At 59.5% G+C, this 17124-nt stretch carries 17 protein-coding genes; 7 read left to right on the top strand and 10 right to left on the bottom strand.

All coding sequences use genetic code 11. From position 1 onward, the window contains the following. Window positions 1-33: 33 nt before the first annotated feature. Both SJY33_RS00925 and SJY33_RS00930 read left to right on the top strand, forming a co-directional pair. A complete protein-coding gene (locus SJY33_RS00925; RefSeq protein WP_379920623.1) occupies window positions 34-516 on the top strand; it encodes a TspO/MBR family protein in 483 nt (160 codons plus the stop codon). 33 nt (window positions 517-549) lie between these two features. Then, complete coding sequence (locus SJY33_RS00930) at window positions 550-831, top strand: hypothetical protein (RefSeq protein WP_379920624.1); 282 nt, start codon at window positions 550-552, stop codon at window positions 829-831. A 121-nt stretch (window positions 832-952) separates the two neighbouring features. Here the strand turns inward: SJY33_RS00930 and pufM are convergent, their stop codons facing one another. From pufM to SJY33_RS00975, 9 genes are all read right to left on the bottom strand, one after another. Then, the gene (gene pufM, locus SJY33_RS00935) at window positions 953-1924 is read right to left on the bottom strand and encodes a photosynthetic reaction center subunit M (RefSeq protein ID WP_379920625.1); all 972 of its coding nucleotides are present in this window, start codon (window positions 1922-1924) and stop codon (window positions 953-955) included. A 14-nt stretch (window positions 1925-1938) separates the two neighbouring features. After that, window positions 1939-2763, bottom strand: a complete 825-nt coding sequence (gene pufL, locus SJY33_RS00940; protein WP_379923491.1) for a photosynthetic reaction center subunit L — start codon at window positions 2761-2763, stop codon at window positions 1939-1941. Between the two features lie 97 nt (window positions 2764-2860). Next, entirely contained in the window at window positions 2861-3055 is a 195-nt protein-coding gene (pufA, locus tag SJY33_RS00945; RefSeq protein WP_379920626.1) for a light-harvesting antenna LH1, alpha subunit, read from the bottom strand. 66 nt (window positions 3056-3121) lie between these two features. Beyond that, the gene (pufB, locus tag SJY33_RS00950) at window positions 3122-3280 is read right to left on the bottom strand and encodes a light-harvesting antenna LH1, beta subunit (RefSeq protein ID WP_379920627.1); all 159 of its coding nucleotides are present in this window, start codon (window positions 3278-3280) and stop codon (window positions 3122-3124) included. Window positions 3281-3445: 165 nt separating this feature from the next. Next, a complete protein-coding gene (bchZ, locus tag SJY33_RS00955; protein WP_379920628.1) occupies window positions 3446-4906 on the bottom strand; it encodes a chlorophyllide a reductase subunit Z in 1461 nt (486 codons plus the stop codon). Further along, window positions 4903-6453: a chlorophyllide a reductase subunit Y gene (bchY, locus tag SJY33_RS00960; RefSeq protein WP_379920629.1), complete on the bottom strand. Its 1551-nt coding sequence runs from the start codon at window positions 6451-6453 to the stop codon at window positions 4903-4905. The genes bchZ and bchY overlap by 4 nt, the downstream gene beginning before the upstream one ends. 4 nt (window positions 6454-6457) lie before the next feature. Then, window positions 6458-7453 (bottom strand): chlorophyllide a reductase iron protein subunit X, encoded by a 996-nt coding sequence (locus SJY33_RS00965; RefSeq protein WP_379920630.1) that lies wholly within the window; start codon window positions 7451-7453, stop codon window positions 6458-6460. Next, window positions 7447-8394, bottom strand: a complete 948-nt coding sequence (bchC, locus tag SJY33_RS00970) for a chlorophyll synthesis pathway protein BchC (protein WP_379920631.1) — start codon at window positions 8392-8394, stop codon at window positions 7447-7449. The genes SJY33_RS00965 and bchC overlap by 7 nt, the downstream gene beginning before the upstream one ends. Window positions 8395-8518: 124 nt before the next feature. After that, on the bottom strand, window positions 8519-9439 hold the full coding sequence (locus tag SJY33_RS00975) for a methyltransferase (RefSeq protein ID WP_379923492.1): 921 nt from the start codon (window positions 9437-9439) through the stop codon (window positions 8519-8521). A gap of 298 nt (window positions 9440-9737) precedes the next feature. On the opposite strand from SJY33_RS00975, the gene crtD reads away from it, so the two are divergent. The 5 genes from crtD (at window position 9738) to SJY33_RS01000 (ending at window position 14959) form a co-directional block, all read left to right on the top strand. Next, the gene (crtD, locus tag SJY33_RS00980) at window positions 9738-11303 is read left to right on the top strand and encodes a 1-hydroxycarotenoid 3,4-desaturase CrtD (RefSeq protein WP_379920632.1); all 1566 of its coding nucleotides are present in this window, start codon (window positions 9738-9740) and stop codon (window positions 11301-11303) included. 23 nt (window positions 11304-11326) lie between these two features. Then, a complete protein-coding gene (locus SJY33_RS00985) occupies window positions 11327-12142 on the top strand; it encodes a hydroxyneurosporene dehydrogenase (protein WP_379920633.1) in 816 nt (271 codons plus the stop codon). A gap of 200 nt (window positions 12143-12342) precedes the next feature. Then, window positions 12343-12813 carry an EF-hand domain-containing protein gene (locus SJY33_RS00990; protein WP_379920634.1) on the top strand — a complete coding sequence of 157 codons (471 nt, stop codon included), beginning with the start codon at window positions 12343-12345 and terminating at the stop codon, window positions 12811-12813. Window positions 12814-12932: 119 nt separating this feature from the next. Further along, on the top strand, window positions 12933-13649 hold the full coding sequence (locus SJY33_RS00995; protein WP_379920635.1) for a response regulator: 717 nt from the start codon (window positions 12933-12935) through the stop codon (window positions 13647-13649). Continuing rightward, on the top strand, window positions 13646-14959 hold the full coding sequence (locus SJY33_RS01000) for a sensor histidine kinase (protein ID WP_379920636.1): 1314 nt from the start codon (window positions 13646-13648) through the stop codon (window positions 14957-14959). The genes SJY33_RS00995 and SJY33_RS01000 overlap by 4 nt, the downstream gene beginning before the upstream one ends. Before the next feature lie 48 nt (window positions 14960-15007). On the opposite strand, the gene SJY33_RS01005 is transcribed toward SJY33_RS01000, so the two are convergent. Beyond that, complete coding sequence (locus SJY33_RS01005; RefSeq protein ID WP_379920637.1) at window positions 15008-17026, bottom strand: putative bifunctional diguanylate cyclase/phosphodiesterase; 2019 nt, start codon at window positions 17024-17026, stop codon at window positions 15008-15010. Window positions 17027-17124 lie beyond the last annotated feature (98 nt).

Consider the following 17124-nt stretch of genomic DNA (forward strand, 5'->3'; position numbering starts at 1 on the left):
CAGGTTTCCAGACGCGGTTCTAGGCTTGCCGATATGAACCGGATGATGATCATTCCCGTGACCGTTGCGACGGGTGCGGCGCTATGTGTCGCCGCGCTCGGCGCGACAGTGACAGACCTGGGCCCGTGGTATCAAGCGCTGGCGAAGCCTGACTGGAACCCGCCCGACATCGTCTTTCCCATGGGCTGGACGATCATTTACGCACTAATCACTGTCGCCGGGATCACGGCTTGGCGTGCAGCGCCCACGCCGGCGGCCGCTGAATGGGTACTCGGGCTCTTCGCCCTGAACGGCTTTCTCAACATCAGCTGGAGCCTGATCTTCTTCCGCCTGCAGCGACCAGACTGGGCTTTCTATGAGCTGGTTTTGCTATGGGTCTCCATCCTCGCTTTGATAGTCTATTGCGGGAGGTTTTCACGCATCGCTGCAGTACTGCTGGCGCCTTATCTCGGCTGGGTAACTTTTGCGGGCACCCTGAATTGGGCTGTCGTGCAGCTCAATGGGCCGTTCGGCTAGGATGAGGCGTTCGGTAAGTGTGAAGGGGCCAAGATGCCAGGCGCGGGAATAGTCGACATCCTGTTTCAAAGCGGCCACGCGGCCGATTTTATTTTGTGCGTCTTAGCGATTGAAGCAGCATGGCTTCGCCATGGGCGACGCTGGAATTACCTGGAAATCGCTGCGCTTCTCGGCCCTGCGGCGTTCCTAGTCCTCGGACTTCGAGCGGCAATGGTCGGGACTGACTGGTGGTGGATCGCCTTGCCGTTGGCCATGTCTTTGCCGATCCACCTGATCGATTTGCGTACACGTCTGCAGGCGGTGCCACCAAATTGAGCCATTCACTCACGAATGCATGCATGCAAAAACAAAACCCGGCGCGACTTAGACGGTTCGCACCGGGTTTTCGTTATCAAGATGCATCAAAAAAGCCGAGCGATTATCGCCCGGCCTTTTGTCAGTTTCCGGCTGAGGCCTGCGCAGCGCCGGTAGGATCGTAGTTGATCGTGTCGGGTGCATAGTGATGTTCCTGCGCCCACAGATACCAGTTATCGACCACGGTGCCGGTCAACAGGATGCCGATACCGCCGGTTAGCGTCGTCAGAACTGCGAACCACCACGCCCAGCGGTGGATGGATTCAAACGAAGCATTGAAACCCATCACCCAGCGCCAGAACAGCGCACCGCGTTCGGCCGCCGTGCCGCGATCGGTAATCTGTTCGATCTCGCGTTCGCCGCCATAACGGCCAAGCGCCAGGATCGTCGCCCCGTGCATCGCAAACAGGACAGCCGATCCGTAAAGGAACACGATCGAGAGCGCGTGGAACGGATTGTAGAACAGGTTGCCGTAGACCAGCGAGAAATTGTTGGTCCAATTGAGGTGTTCAAAGACGCCGTAGGGCACCGCTTCCGACCAGCTGCCCATCAAGAGCGGGCGGATGAAGCCCAGCACCAGGAACAACCAGATAGCCGAAGCAAAGGCCCAGGGAATGTGCATCCCCATTCCCAGCGCCTTGGCGCGCCGGTAAGTCCGTGCCCACCACGCCATGACCGAGATGGTCAGGCTGAGGCCAGCGAGAATAAACCAGCCGCCTTCATTCAAAGGAACGAACGGACTAAACCCATATTCCGGCCCGGGAGGGCCAAGATACAGCCAGAAGAATTCACGCATGAAAACCTGCGGGCTCCAACCGGCTTGCGCCCAGAAGTTGAGGCCGATGATCATGATCGCCAGCGTGCCGAAGGCCAGACTGATGACACCCAGGGTGCCCAGATAGATCGGACCGAATTGTGCCTGTCCGATTTTTCCGAGCCAATAGGTGTGCCCGGTGAACGGAATGCGGATGTCTTCCGAAGGTGGCAGGTCGATCCCCATTTCAGGGGGACCTTTGACCTGAACCTGCGTAAAGATGTTTTGATACGTCGCCATGGGTCAGGTGCTCCTTACGACCAGATCGGAATCTTCTTCCAGAAGTCCCAGAATTCGATCCAGCTGCCGACATACAGAGTGCCGGAAATGACGATGCAGATGGCGCTCCAGAACCCAGCGCTCAGCGCCAGGAAAAGCCCCACCCGGTGAATGCCGAGCGTGCCGACGGAATAACCGATAAAGTCACGGAAATAGGTGTCTTCGTATTCCGGCGATTTGACGTCGGTGCCGCCGCTTGGATTGACTGCCGACAGCACCAGACCGCCATGCAACGCGAGCGCAAGACAGTTCGTGAAGAAGAACGTGATCGCGAGCATGTGCACAGGGTTGTAGTGGAAGTTGCCGAAGGCGTAGCCGACGTTCGAAACCCACTCGAGGTGGGTCCATATCCCGTAAGGAAATCCGTTGCCCCACGCGCCCATCCACAAGGGACGAATGACGTTGAGCGAAACATAAGCAAACACCGCAACCGCAAAAGCGATTGGAACATGGTAGCCCATGCCAAGTTTGCGTGAGATTTCCGCCTGTCGCAGCACCCAGGAACTGAAGGCCACGACAGCGCAACAAGTAATGATTTGCCAATACCCGCCCAGTTTGAGCGGAGCCAACGACAGGCCGTATTCAACCGGTGGTGGGTTGATCGAGATCAGCCAAGGATTGAGGGTCGGCCCTTGTGTGGCTGCGGCAAAAATCAGGGCGGTGCCAAGCAACGCGCTGATTGCCGTCGTCACTCCGAAGAATCCGACATAAAACGGGCCGACCCAGAAGTCGAAAAGGTCGCCGCCGATCAATGTGCCACCGCGGACGCGGTATTTCCGCTCGAAACTAAGGAGCGCCATAGGTCCATCCTCCCCGCCACATGGGCGGGCGCTAAGATTGTTCGACAAGTGTTAGGAGGCAGGCAGGCGAACCTGCCCCCTCACATTCGACCAGGTGCTATCCTGCCGCCGGAGCTTCCGACGATTCAATAGCAGCCTGAACCGGTGCGGCCACGCCAGGTGCGCGTTCGAGCCAGTTGTAACGATCCGTGCTGAGCAGGATGAAATGGATGGTGAACGCCAAGACGGCGAGACCAACATGCAGCGCAACGAGGGCGCGGCGGATGTCAAAATAGAACCAGACTCTCCACATGGGAAATTCCTTCGTTAAATGGGATTGCATGTCACGACATACCGGCAGGCGCCGGCCGCGGGACGCTTATTGGCCGAAACCAGCGCCGATCCAGGGCTTGTAAGCCCACATCAAAGCATGAGCTACGAGCGCGATCACCACGTAAAGGGTGAAGGTGCCCATGAAGCCCTTGTGGATTTCCTGTGCCTCTTCAGGCGTCAGGTGAGTTCCGATACGTTCGTTCATCGGGTCGTCTCCGTTCAGTTGGGTGTGATTGGAAGCCCGAAGGCCTCCGTCGGCATCCCCGCGTGATCCCCCACGTGGATTGGAGAGCCCCTTGGAAGGGGGCATGGGATTGCACTGACGCGATCGGCATCAGTGACAAAGAATTGAGGCGCGCGCGCGCGGCAATCATGCGGGCGCTCCCTCAAGCAGCGGAGCCTCTAGGCAGTCCGCTGTAACTGTTGTGACGCCGCGCCCCCGGGCGGTGCGTTCTGCGCTGTCACGCAGGTTTTTGGCAGCCGAAATCCGAACAAGCACTGGCTTTGCCTCAACAAGCTGGTCGAGCCGGGCTTTGGCATCGTCATCCCAGGTCAACTGGGCTTCGCCGCGTGCGGGCGTGGGCTCTACCTTGTCGAGCTCGGTGCCAAGCGGAAGGATATGGAAGAGTGCATCAAACAATGCGTTGCAAACTTCCTGCACCAAATAAGTTGCGCCCGAATAGCCCATGAACGGCGTACCGGTATGGCGGCGGATGGCTGCGCCAGGGAAGCTGGCAGGGATGAACTGCGTGCTTGGGCCGTGGCCTGTGCCGGTCGTTTCCGCCAGATACATCCGCTCGTTGTAGCTACCGAACATCACCAGCGGGGGATTGCTGTGCAGCGATGCGCGAACGGCATTGTTATCAGTTTTCGCGCCAGCACAGCGCGAAGCTGAGATCGTGCAGGGCAAGCCCATGTCCCCCTCTAGGAACTGGCGGATCCCGCGCGCGTAGGTATCGTTTGCGACAATCCCGAAGCTGGCCGTACCGAAGAAATCCTGCGTGACCGAACGCCACAGATCCCACAGCGGCTTGATCGTGGTGTGCTTTTCTCGCTCGATGAAGGGTTCGGGATCGAGGCCCAGTTCCGCGGCCAGCGCGCGCAGGAACTTGGTGGTCTGGGTCAAGCCGATCGGCGCCTGGAAATAGGGCCGTTCGAGCGTTTCGCACAGGTTGCGCCCGAATTCGCGGTACATGCAGACATTTGCATCAGACGTTGCCAACTCGCGGATATCGGCCAAGTGGCTGCCAAGCGGGAAAACCACGCCCACCTCTGCGCCAATACCTTCAATCAGACGGCGGATTTCAGCCAGGTCGCTCGGCATATTGAACATGCCGTAGCTGGGCCCGACAATATTGACGCGAGGCTTTTCACTGTCCTTGCGGACGCGCTTCTCCGGCATCTTCTTGGGGCCGAATTCGGTCCACAGCCAAGTCAGCGCGCGGTCGGCGGACTGCCATTGGTCTTCATCGATGGTGCGCGGCAGGAAGCGCTTAATGTTGGTGCCTTCGGGCGTCACGCCGCCGCCGATCATCTCGGCGATCGAGCCGGTGACGACCACGGCGGGAAGCTCGGTATCCAGCGCCTTCCAGGCGCGCTTCATCGCGCCTTCGGTGCCGGTCTTGCCCAGCTCCTCTTCGCCGAGGCCGGTGACGACGATGGGAAGTTCATGTGGGGGCAGCGCGTCGGTGTAGTGCAACACGCTGGTGACGGGCAGGTTTTCGCAGCCGACCGGGCCATCGATGATGACCTGCAGGCCCTTCACCGCGGTGAAGACGTAGGTCGCACCCCAGTAGCCGCCGGCCCTGTCGTGATCGAGGATGAGGGTCATGATCCCACCGCCTCTGACGCTTTGCGCGCTGCTTCGTTAAGGGCGGCGTATTTTTTCCGGAACTTGGGCCGGTCGACGGGGATATCTTCCCACACGCCCGCAGCATGCTCAGTCCCGACGCCTTCAAAGAAATCGCGCATCGCATCGAAGCGCGCCTTGTTGGCCATCGCCGCATTGATCACGGTTGCAAGGCTACCAGCACCTGCCGGACCCATCAGAGGCCGGGCCGAGATAAGGTTGGTAAAGTAAAGTGACGGGATTGCGCGGGATTTGGCATATTGCACGACCGGCGTAGTTCCGATCGCCAGATCCGGGCGGTGTTCTTCGACCGCGGCGATATCTTGCTCAAGGCTAGCGCGGAACTGCACGTGCACACCGCGCGCCTCGAGCCATTCGCGGTCGGCATCCGACCAGGGTGTTTTCGGGGTCGCGGTGCCAACATAGGGCACATCCGCGCCGCTTTCGACTAGCAGGCGAGCGACCAGCAATTCCGAGCCTTCATAGCCCGAAACTGTGATCCGGCCTTTGATCGGCATATTGGATAGTGCGCCCTTACAGGCGGCGATCATGGTGTTCTTGACCGCGTCGACCTTGTCCTGCGGAAGGCCCAGCGTATCGCCAATGGATTGCAGCCAGGCCGCCGTGCCATCCGCGCCGACCGGGGCCGACCCGATGATCGGGCGTCCCGCGGCTTCGAATTCGCGGATGCTGGCGGTGTAGAAGGGGTGGATCGCGGCGACGACCGCGCAATCCAGTGCCGCGTAAAGCTCACGCCATTCGCGGGTCGGCACGACCGGGCCGGCAGCGAGGCCCAGCGGTGCGAGCATCTGCCCGATCACCACCGGATCGGCCGGGAACATCTCGCCCAGCAAGGTGACGGTTGGCAGGTCGGAGCGTTCGCGCGGGGCGGCCACCGGGCCGGCGGCGACTTCCTCGCGCGCATAGTTCAGCATCGCGCCCGCCAGTACGTCCTTGGCTTCGGCGTGGGTCGGGATGCCGAAGCCCGGCACGTCGATCCCGATTATCCGCACGCCGTTGACCTGCTTGCCGAGCAGCCGCAGCGGCACGCCGCTCGCCGTGGGCACGCACAGGTTGGTGACGATGATCGCGTCGTAATTCTCAGGATCGGCGAGGCCCTCCACCGCTTCCTTGATGTCTTCGAACAGCTTGCCGGTGACCAGCGTCTCGCTGGAGAAGGGGACGTAGCCGACCGTGCGGCGCGCGCCGTAGAAGTGCGACGTGAAGGTCAGGCCATAGACGCAGCAGGCCGAGCCCGACAGCACCGTGGCGGTGCGCCGCATTCTGAGACCCACCCGGAGCGACCCGAAGGCAGGGCACATCGATTGCGGCTGATCATGCGGGCCCGCTTGCGGGTCGACCGGATAATCGGCGGCATACTGATCGAGAATGTCGCTCTTTCCCGCATCGCGCGCGGCATCGCGCATCGTGTCCTTCGACGAACACGCGCCACCCGCATTCACGGCGCCGGCATCAAGATCGATCCGGTCGGGGGCGCGGTTGCCGCTGGGGGGGAAAGCATCGCTCATTGCATCAGGCCTCGTCGTAGATCACTTCGAGGCTCGGACGGGTTTCGAACACACCGCCGCGCATATCGGCCTGTGTGGCGGGGATGAGTTCGACATTGGCGCCGGTCACGTCCGCACTGAACAGGTTCAGCAGCCCGTCCTGCGTCAGCGGCGTGGGGCGCACCGGGGGCGCTTCAGCGACGTTGACGGCGAGGTCTTCGAACAGGCTCGCCCATTCGCCGCCGGGGATGCCGATGATCTGGTAATTCGCACTCTTGCGGCGGATGTCCTCGTTCGCCGGGATCGCGGTCAGGACCGGGATGCCGACCGCTTCGGCGAAGGCATGCGCTTCGCCGGTGCCGTCATCCTTGTTGATGATCATGCCCGCCACGCCGACATTGCCGCCCATCTTGCGGAAATATTCGACCGCCTGGCACACGTTGTTGGCGACGTAGAGCGATTGCAGGTCGTTCGATCCGACCACGATCACCTTCTGGCACATGTCGCGGGCGATCGGCAGGCCGAAGCCGCCGCACACCACGTCGCCGAGGAAATCCAGCAGCACGTAATCGAAGCCCCAGTCGTGGAAGCCCAGCTTTTCGAGCAATTCGAAGCCGTGGATAATGCCGCGACCGCCGCAGCCGCGGCCGACTTCGGGGCCGCCGAGTTCCATTGCGAACACGCCGTCGCGCTGGAAGCAAACGTCCTCGATCTTGACCTCTTCCCCGGCCAGTTTCTTGCGGCTGGAGGTTTCGATAATCGTCGGACAGGACTTGCCGCCGAACAACAGGCTGGTGGTGTCGCTCTTGGGATCGCAACCGATCAGCAGCACGCGCTTGCCCTGCTGGGCCATCATGTAGCTGAGGTTGGAGAGCGCGAAGCTCTTGCCGCTGCCGCCCTTTCCATAAATCGCGATGACCTGCGTTTCGCTTTTCACTTCGCCCGTGTGCACTGGATCGGGCTCATGGCTCGCCTCTTCGCGCAGACTAGCCATCTGGGTGTCGAGCATGGACATCAGCATTCGCTCCAATCGAGAACCATCTTCAGGCAATCGGGATCGCTGAAGGCTTGGGGGTAGGCGTCGAGCGCCTCTTCGGCAGGCCGGCGATCGCTAACGAGGCCGGTCAGATCAAGTTTGCCGGTTTCAATCAAAGTGCGGGTCTCTGCCAGATCTGCGGGTTGCCATTCGGCAGCGACGCGGAACCGCGCCTCGCGCATGAAAGCAGCGGGGAAAGCGAAGTTCACGCGTTCCGAATAGAACCCAGCCAGTACGATTTCTCCGCCCTTGGCGAGGCGCGTAACCAACTCGTCAGTCAGCCCAGCATCGCCGCTGGCATCATAGATGGCGTGATAATCGCGGCGCTCATCTGCGGCAGGGCTGATCACGGTGTAGCCAGCAGCACCACAGCGGCGCGACGGGCTGGTTTCCCACACCATTGGAGCGGCGCCGCCCATTGCCAGCGTCAGGCGGGCCAGCAATCGGCCCAATACGCCGTGGCCGATAATAAGATCCGGCAACACATGGTTGCTGCCAGTTCCGCCTTTGATCGCATGAAGCGCTGTCGCTGCAAGAGCGAACAGCACCCCGGCGTCCCCGAGATTTTCGGGGATTGGCATAGCGCGAGCCGAAGGAACAATCAGACGCTTGGCCGTGCCACCGAATAAGCCGCGCGCATCGGTGTAGCAATTGGCGCCGGGTACGAAGACCCAATCGCCAATACGGCCTTGCGCATCCGGGCCTGCTCCGACGATGCGCCCCACGGATTCATATCCCGGCACCAGAGGATAGCCGAGCCCCGGGAAGGGTGGCATCTGGCCGCTCCACAACAGCTTTTCGGTGCCGGTGCTGATGCCGCTGTAGGTCACGTCGACAAGCACATCGGCAGCTTCCGCCGGCTTCATTCCGAGCGACTGAAGCGCGAGGCGCTCCGGTGCTTCAAGAATGACGGCCAAGGTGTGCATTGTTTTGCTTTCATCTTTCGGATTGGCGGGCGAACGGACCGACTCGAAATCCGGAACAAACATTCTCTCACATGTTTGCTACGCCTTACATATTTAACTGTCAAACAATCTGGACAATTTATGCTCAAGCGAGGGCGAGGACGATGCTTGCGTTGACCGGTTGCGCCGTTGCGACGGGCCGAGCAGATGCGAAACCCGCGTTTTTGAGCATAGCGATGATTTCAGAGGGGCTGCGCGGGCGGCCTGATCCCATGGCCCACAGATACATACCGAAGAACGCCTCCCCCATAGGTTCGGCGCCAGTGATCCGCGCCATAGGTTCGGCAATCAGCAGGCGGCTTCCACGGATCAAACTTGCATGAATGTTGGCCAAAAGTGCTTGTGCAGCGTCATCATCATGATCGTGCAAAATGCGCACTAGCGACACCACGTCATAACCTTCCGGTATGGAATCCTTGAAGAAATTGCCTTTATGCGTTGTAATTCGGTGCGCCCCAATAGCGTCTGCTAGTATGGCAGTTCCCTCTGCGGCGACTTCCGGCAGGTCGAACAGTCCCAGTTTCAAATGCGGCCAAGCGCTGCCGATCTGACGCAGGAATGCACCGTGGCCGCCGCCGATATCCAGCAAGCGGTCAACGTCACGAAACGAGAACGAGGCGAGCACCTCATCTGCGACGAAGTGTTGCGAGGCAGCCATGAGGGCCGAATATTCGGCGGTGTCGGCTCCACGCTCGCTGGCGCCATGAAGGGCACCTGCGTAGGTCCAGAAACGCGACAGAGTGGTGGGGCCGTTCCGATCAGCTTTGAGCAGAGCGAGAGGGTCGGCAAGATCGTTATAAAGCAGACGGTGATGGCGAACCATCGCCTGGACACCGGGATTGGTCGCGAATACCGCGCCCTGCTCACCGAGCATCCACAGATTTGCAGCAGGTTCTTCTGATAGTTTCAGGGGGCGACCCGCGCGAAGCAAGGTCAGGGTTGCCTCGTGCGAAAGATAGATGCGAGCCGATACGTCGCTAACGCTTAGCGGGCCGTCCATCAGCACATCAAGCAATCGGCTTTCCACATAAGCCCGAAGTATTTGTGAGTAGGCAAATCCGGCTAGCAGGTCGAACGCTGCATCAGCGCGGCTGCGTGCGATCCATCTGATCATGGGGAGGCGCGCCGCCCAATGTTGAAAGCGGGTCGAACCAAACAGACGATTGCGACGGGTGACATATCCGATCTTGAAATCGGTCCAAACGCTCATCTTCGTTCTGTTTCATTGCCCATATGTCTAAATAATTGGACATATAGAGTCGTAAGGTCAATGATAATCGCCGGATTGACGGGAGCTGGCTGACGTGGGTGCGCGAGTCGTCGTGATTGGGGCTGGTATCGGCGGGCTTACAAGTGCTGCGTTGCTTGCCGCGAGGGGCGACGATGTAACGGTGCTCGAAAAGGAAGCATGGGTGGGCGGTAAAGCCCGCCGGGTCGTGGTTGACGGAGCCGAGATCGATGGCGGCCCGACGGTTTTTACCTACCGCGAAATCTTCGACGAAGTCTTTGCCGCCTGCGGCGCAAGTCTTGAAGATCATGTCAAAGTGACGCGTGCGGACGTCATTGCGCGCCATGCATGGGACGATGGTGCCCACCTTGATCTTTATGCCAATCGCGATCGCAGCATTGATGCCGTGGCAGATTTTGCCGGCCGTGATGCGGCGCAGGGCTATCGTCGCTTCACCCGAGAGGCGAAGCGGATCTTCGATGTGCTGGAGAAGCCTTTCTTGCGGGGTGACAAGGCCAGCACGCCGCTGCCGATGATATGGCGAATGGGGCTGTGGCGTATCGGTGACGCATTGGCGATGCGCCCTTTTGACGGCATGTGGAAAGCGCTGGGTCAGCATTTCAAGGATCGACGCCTGCAGCAATTGTTCGGCCGCTATGCCACATATTGCGGATCGTCACCCTTTAGCGCGCCCGCAACCCTGATGCTGATCGCCCATGTCGAAGCACGAGGCGTGTGGCTGATTAAAGGCGGCATCCATGCGCTTGCCACGGCTATCGCCGGACTGGCGGAACGGCATGGCGCACGCGTGCGAACGGACGCGGCCGTGGCCGAGGTGCTCACGGCGGATGGGCGTGCAAGCGGGGTGCGGCTGGCGTCAGGCGAGGTGATCGCCGCCGATGTCGTCATCTGCAACGGCGATCCGGGCGCGCTGGCAAGCGGGCGGCTGGGCGAAGCAGCGCGACGCGCTGTGCCCTCGATTCCGCCTGCCAAACGCTCCTTGTCGGCGCTGGTTTGGTACGCCCATGCAAAAACGCAAGGCTTCGACCTTTCGCACCACAATGTCTTTTTCTCGCGCGATTACGCCCGCGAGTTTCACGAGATCGGTGAAGGCCGCACTCCTTCCGAACCCACGGTCTACGTTTGTGCCATGGACCGCGGCGCCAGCGACCATTCCACGCCCTCACGCGGGGCACGTGAACGCCTGCAAATCATTGTCAACGCCCCCGCCAATGGAGACGTTCAGCATTATACGACCGAGGAGAGAGACCGATGCACGCACGCCATGATGGCCACGCTCAAACGCTGCGGACTGCAGCTGGAGGACCCGCTGCCGCATCAACTCATGACGCCTCAGGACTGGGAAGCCCTGTTCCCGGCCACGGGCGGCGCCCTTTATGGGCGAGCGTCGCACGGCTGGGCGGCATCCTTCCAGCGGCAGGGGCCGAAGACCCGGTTGCCCGGTCTTTATTGCACGGGCGGGGCGACCCATCCAGCAGCTGGGGTGCCCATGGCAGCCTTGTCCGGGCAGTTGGCAGCACGGGTTATCGCGAAGGACCTCGCTTCGATGAAGCTATCCCGTCCGGCGGCTATAGCTGGTGGTATGTCGACGCAATCAGCGACGACGGGCAGCACGGGCTGACGATCATCGCTTTTTTGGGCAGCGTGTTTTCACCGTATTACAAACGCTCTGGTCGCAACGAACCGCTGGCGCATTGTGCGCTGAACGTGGCGCTTTATGGGCCCAATGCGCGTTGGGCGATGACAGAACGAGGGCGCGGTGCGGTGGAGCGCGATACCAGCAATCTCATTATCGGTCCCAGTGCGATGCGATGGGACGGGGAAGCGCTCACCATCGACATCGATGAAAGCGACAAACGGTTGTTCAATCCGTGGCAGCGCAAGGTTTTGGGCCGCGTGCGGGTGTTTCCCGAGGCGCTGAACCGCGTTGCCTTTGCGCTGGATTCACGGGAAAATCATATCTGGCATTGCCTTGCGCCGTGTGCCCGGATCGAAGTGGAGATGGATTCTCCCAGCGTCAGATGGACCGGTAGGGCGTATCTTGACCACAATCGCGGGGCTGAACCGTTGGAGACAGGCTTCAACACTTGGCATTGGTCGCGCGCGCATTTGAGGAACGGAGCCTTGGTGTGCTACGAAGGCGAACGGGGGGACGGATCGCTGTTTGCCAGCGCCTTGCGTTTCGATGCCCAAGGCGTGCCTGAACCCGTCGATCTTCCGCCTATCGCGCGCCTGCCGCGTAGCAAATGGCGCGTGGATCGTCGAACCCGATCCGATATCGGCGTGGCCGAAGTGCGCAAAACATGGGAAGATACCCCTTTTTACGCTCGGTCCGAACTCGCTTCGCGTTTTCTTGGAGAAGACGTGGTTACGGTGCAAGAAAGTCTGGACATGCGCCGCTTCTCGTCACCTTTGGTCCAGTTCATGCTACCCTATCGGATGCCGCGCCGATCAATTTGACATCCGGCATTTGCGATAACCTGCCATTGGCAGGAGGGCTTGAAGCGATCTGTATCCCAAGCCCGATGAGACGTGTCATGATTGGCTGATACAAAATGCGACAACTTCGCGCGCTGTTGACAAGTGCCTGCGACACGAAAGGATCATAACCGTTTCCAGAGGTGATCTTTCGGTCGCTTCCTGTAAAAAGGAAACATATCATGCGTATGACCACATTTGCTGGCGGACTTATTTCTTTGGCCATTGCTGGAACTGCAATGGCTGGCCCAATGGGCATTGGTGCTGATCTCGACAAGAATGGGCAACTGACCAAAACCGAGCTAACCGCACATCTCGATCAGCGCTTCGCTACGATTGATACAAACGGCAACGGCCAGATCGAAACGGCGGAAATGCAGGCCGCCAAGCAAGAGCGACAGGCCAGACGGGCCGAACGCCGCGAAGCTCGGTCGGGTGACGCAACCGCTCCGCGTTCAGGCGAGGAACGGGGAATGCGGCGTGCCGGTAAGCGTGCTCCGATTGATGCCAATGGGGATGGTGTAATCAGCCGTGACGAATTCGGCGTCCGTGCGCTGAAGATATTTGACCGGGCAGATACCAACGACGATGGTGTCGTCACCCAAGACGAACGGGCCGCCATGAGAGAAGCCCGCAAGGCCCGCCGCGGGTAGTCTCGAACATTATGTAAAAATGGGCAGGGACTGATTGCAATCGGTCCCTGCCTTGACGCGCATTTGCCGCAGGTGTGCTAAGTCATGAGCATGGCACCCAGGCTACGGAAAACTCTGAGATGACAGCCGATCGACCGCATCTGCTCTTGGTGGACGATGAAACATCGATCCGCAAACCGCTTGCGACAGTGCTTGGTAATGCAGGGTATCGTGTGACCACTGCTGCCAATGCCAGCGAGGCACGTGCGCAGTTGCAAGTCGCATCGTTCGATCTGGCGATCCTCGATATCATGATGCCCGGCGAAGATGGGCTCAGCTTGGCACGTTTTATCCGCGCCAATGGTGATCTTCCCATCATATTGCTAACCGCGCGAGCTGAGGAGATTGATCGCATCATCGGTCTGGAGATGGGCGCGGACGATTACCTTGCCAAACCGTTCAACCCTCGCGAACTCACTGCGCGCATCAACGCTATTTTGCGGCGCAGCCAGCGCCACATCGCGTCGGACGACGCTCAGCACGCCTATCAGTTCGGGCCGTGGATATTGCACGCTACCCAACGCCGTTTAATCCGTGACGACGGGGAGGAGGTGCCGCTGACCACAGGCGAGTTCCTGTTGCTTGAAGCACTGGTTCAACGGCCCAATGTCCCACTTTCACGTGATCAGTTGCTTGATCTTACAAAAGGACGCGAAGCTGTTCCGTTCGACCGCGCGATCGACAATGCGGTCAGCCGTCTGCGCCGAAAGATCGAACCTGATCCGAAATCGCCAGAATACATCAAAACGGTGCATTCGGCCGGCTACGTGCTTGCAGCGACCGTCAAGCAGCTATGAAAGCGCTGTCACGTTTTTCGCTTGCCCAGCAGGTGATGCTGATTGTCGCAGCTGGACTGATCCTCGCCCAAGCGTTGAACTTTGGCCTATTACTACGGGAACGGCAGGCGTTCAGGCTCGAAAATGCCGCAGTGCCCGCCATCTCGCGGCTCATCGACAATCTGGAAGCTGTTGATTGGGGCGCGCCGATCGATCCGCGCAAATTCCGGCGTACACGCGTGCGGGTAAGTGCGAACAGTCCGATTGGGCCGGATGCTATACGCCTGGAGAACGTCGAAGAGCGGGTGGTCGCTCGCATGATGCCCGGAACAAGACGAATGGTGCGCGATGTGCGCGCCGCCATGATGCCGGGCCCGCGTGGTAACCGGAATGTGGTCGTCTCCGTGCAACTAGATTCTGGGCAATGGTTGACGGCACGTTCACGCGGCCCAGCCCCGATCGGGCCAGCGATTGCGATGTTGGCGGTGCAGACGTTGGTCATTCTTGCCGCGATTCTTGTGCCACTATTGCTACTGGTGCGAAGCGTCACGCGCCCACTTGCTTCGCTTACGCATGATGCGGAAAACTGGGTCGCGGAAGGTTGGAACACGGACGAGCCGGTGCGAACAAACAGGAAATCAGGGCCGCGTGACGTGCGCGATCTGATTACCGCAGTCGATGACATGAAAGCGCGAATCACGCAGATGCTACGCGAAAAGGACGTCATGCTGGGGGCGATCGGGCACGATCTGCGCACGCCTTTGACCTCGCTAAGGATCCAGGTCGAATTGATCAACGACGACGATCAGCGCATCGGCATGATCGAGGAAATTGACCGCCTTTCTGACGACTTGGAGAATATATTGTCGCTGGCGCGGAGTTCGACGATTATCGAACGAGCGCCAAGCGATCTCACTGCTATTGCGCAAGCTTTGGTGGCCGATTTCAAGGCTAAAGGCGAGAAGGCCGAAGTCCGACCGGGACCGGCGCTGATCGCATCGGTTGATGCGGCTGCAATCCGGCGAGCGATGGCCAATCTGATCGACAATGCTGTCCGTTATGGCGGAGCTGCGCGTATCCGCTTGGAGAAGCATGGCGAAATTGCAACGATCGTTGTCGAGGATGATGGGCCGGGGATTCCCGACGCTTTATTGACCGCAGCGACAGAGGCATTTGTCCGGATCGAAACTTCGCGTAATCGTGTTACCGGCGGATACGGACTTGGCTTGGCAATCGTCGGTGCCATAGTCCGTGCGCATGGCGGCAAACTCTCGCTGTCCAATCGCAGCGAAGGTGGTTTGCGTGCCAATCTCTCGTTCCCGATAGCGTAGTCGCAGCTGCATTCCGGTTACGCCGGCATGAATGGCATCATCGTGCATTCAGCGGGCATTGGCGTGCTTGGGGAAGCGCTTTTGCAATTCTGCGAAGGCTGGAAGACTTAATAGGCCTGTCTGAAGGTGCGCAGCGCCAGGTCGCAGGCTTTCCACTTCCAGCCAGGTCTGCAGCGTTGCTAGCGCCATCGGTTTTGCAAAGACATGGCCCTGCGCCATGTTGCAACCCATGCTTCTGAGGATGAGGCAGTCTTCTATAGTTTCCACGCCCTCTGCGATACAGCCCACGCGAAGTGTCTCGCACATGCTCAGAATCGCGGTCACGATTTTGCGGACCCCAAGTTCTGCCAGACTGGATACGAAACTGCGGTCGATCTTGATCGTGTCGATCGGCAAGCGGCTCAAATAGCTCAGACTGGAAAATCCGGTTCCAAAGTCGTCCAGAGCAATCGAAACTCCCATGTCGCGAAGACGCGATATTTGCGTGATCGCCCTGTCATAATCCTTCATCAGCGCCGTTTCCGTGATTTCAAACGTCACGCGGGCCGGCTCGATACGGCATTCTTCGATGGTTTCGATCAACATGTCGATCGTACTCGACGTCACAATATCGCAGGTTGAAAGGTTGAACGACAAACCAATGCTCTCTGGCAGAACCGCCATGCTGGCCAGTGTTTTTGCAAACAGCGTTGTTGTGATGCTGCCCATCAGGTTCAGCCTTTCGGCCGCATCAATAAACCGGGCTGGCTCAATTTCGCCGATTTGCGCGCTGTTCCAGCGTGCCAGAGCCTCGACACTGTACATCCTGCCAGTGACGAGACAAATGATAGGCTGCAAGACAACCTCAAGTTCGCTGGCAAGATCGGAGGACAACAACGCAGCTTCCAGTTCGCTTTCGCGGCGCAGGCGAACTTCCAGTTCGGACGTGAAAAAGGCGTATGTCCCGCGGCGATCAGCTTTTGCATCGTACAGCGCATAATCGGCGCGATCGAAGACCGAAATTGCTGTCGTGCCGGCGTAGGGGTAGGCGGCAAAGCCGATCGAGCACCCCAATGATAGGCGGTGTCCGTCGATCTGGAATGGCTGATGGAGAACCGCGATCACTGCCTCCCCCACGGCTTGCGCGGCTGCATCGTCACCATCAACCAACAATCCGAATTCGTCGCCGCCAAGCCGTGCGACTAAGACAATGCCATCGCTAACTGATTGCAGACGTTTACCGACTTCTGCCAGCAACTGATCCCCCATTGCATGACCGTGAATGTCATTGACGGGTTTAAAGCGATCCAGATCGATGACACCGACGATGAACGTATTGCCGGACACGGCAGACCGTTGCACCTGTTCTTCCAGTTGAGCGAAAAACAGTCGCCGGTTGGGCAAACCAGTGAGCGCATCTGTCATGGCCAGGCTTGCGTTCTCCTGCGCAAGTCGCTCAGCCTCGTGACGGCGCGCCACGAGTTCGGCCCGCGATGTGATAAGCTCAACGAAAGCGCCGTGAGCATTAAGCGATACGCGGATCATCAATGTGGTCACCATCCCTGCGATGAGCGCGACCAAAAGAAAAGTCTGGTTACCGATCACGAGCTGATACAGCGCATAGGGCACCATGGTGGTCAGATTCACCAAAACCGCGGCCTGCGGAAGATGCATCAAACAGAAGATGCAGCCGATCGCTGTCATGACCAGACAGATCGCTACGCCTGCTCGCTGTGCCGGGTCGCCGAACGCATCGAGCAGGAAAGAGTACGCAAGAAAGGACAGGCAGATAGGCAAAACCGCCAATGTCGTGCGTCGCAGCAGATTGCGTGCCTCATCCACACTGATGCGATCAGGATCGGGTAGGAACCACACCCACCAAATCATGCGAATGGTGCCGATGATGGCCAAAGTCGCCGAAACCCCGCCGACAAGCATCAGCGGTACGCTGTCTATCATCAAATACAGACTGGCCAGCGCGATAATGATCAACAGCAGATAGAGCAGCGGGACCTGACGTTTCAGATCGGCATATTGGCCGATCAGTACATCGGGATCGTCCGAAAACGCCCAGCTTTTTGGCGTCAACCAATGAAACCTTACCACACGATCCGGTGCGTGGGTATATGGCGTGGATTTGGTATGGCCAGTCACAGAAAGCGGGACTCCCGTTTGCGCCCCAGAGC

Source organism: Erythrobacter sp. R86502 (genome assembly GCF_042466465.1).
GTDB lineage: Bacteria > Pseudomonadota > Alphaproteobacteria > Sphingomonadales > Sphingomonadaceae > Erythrobacter.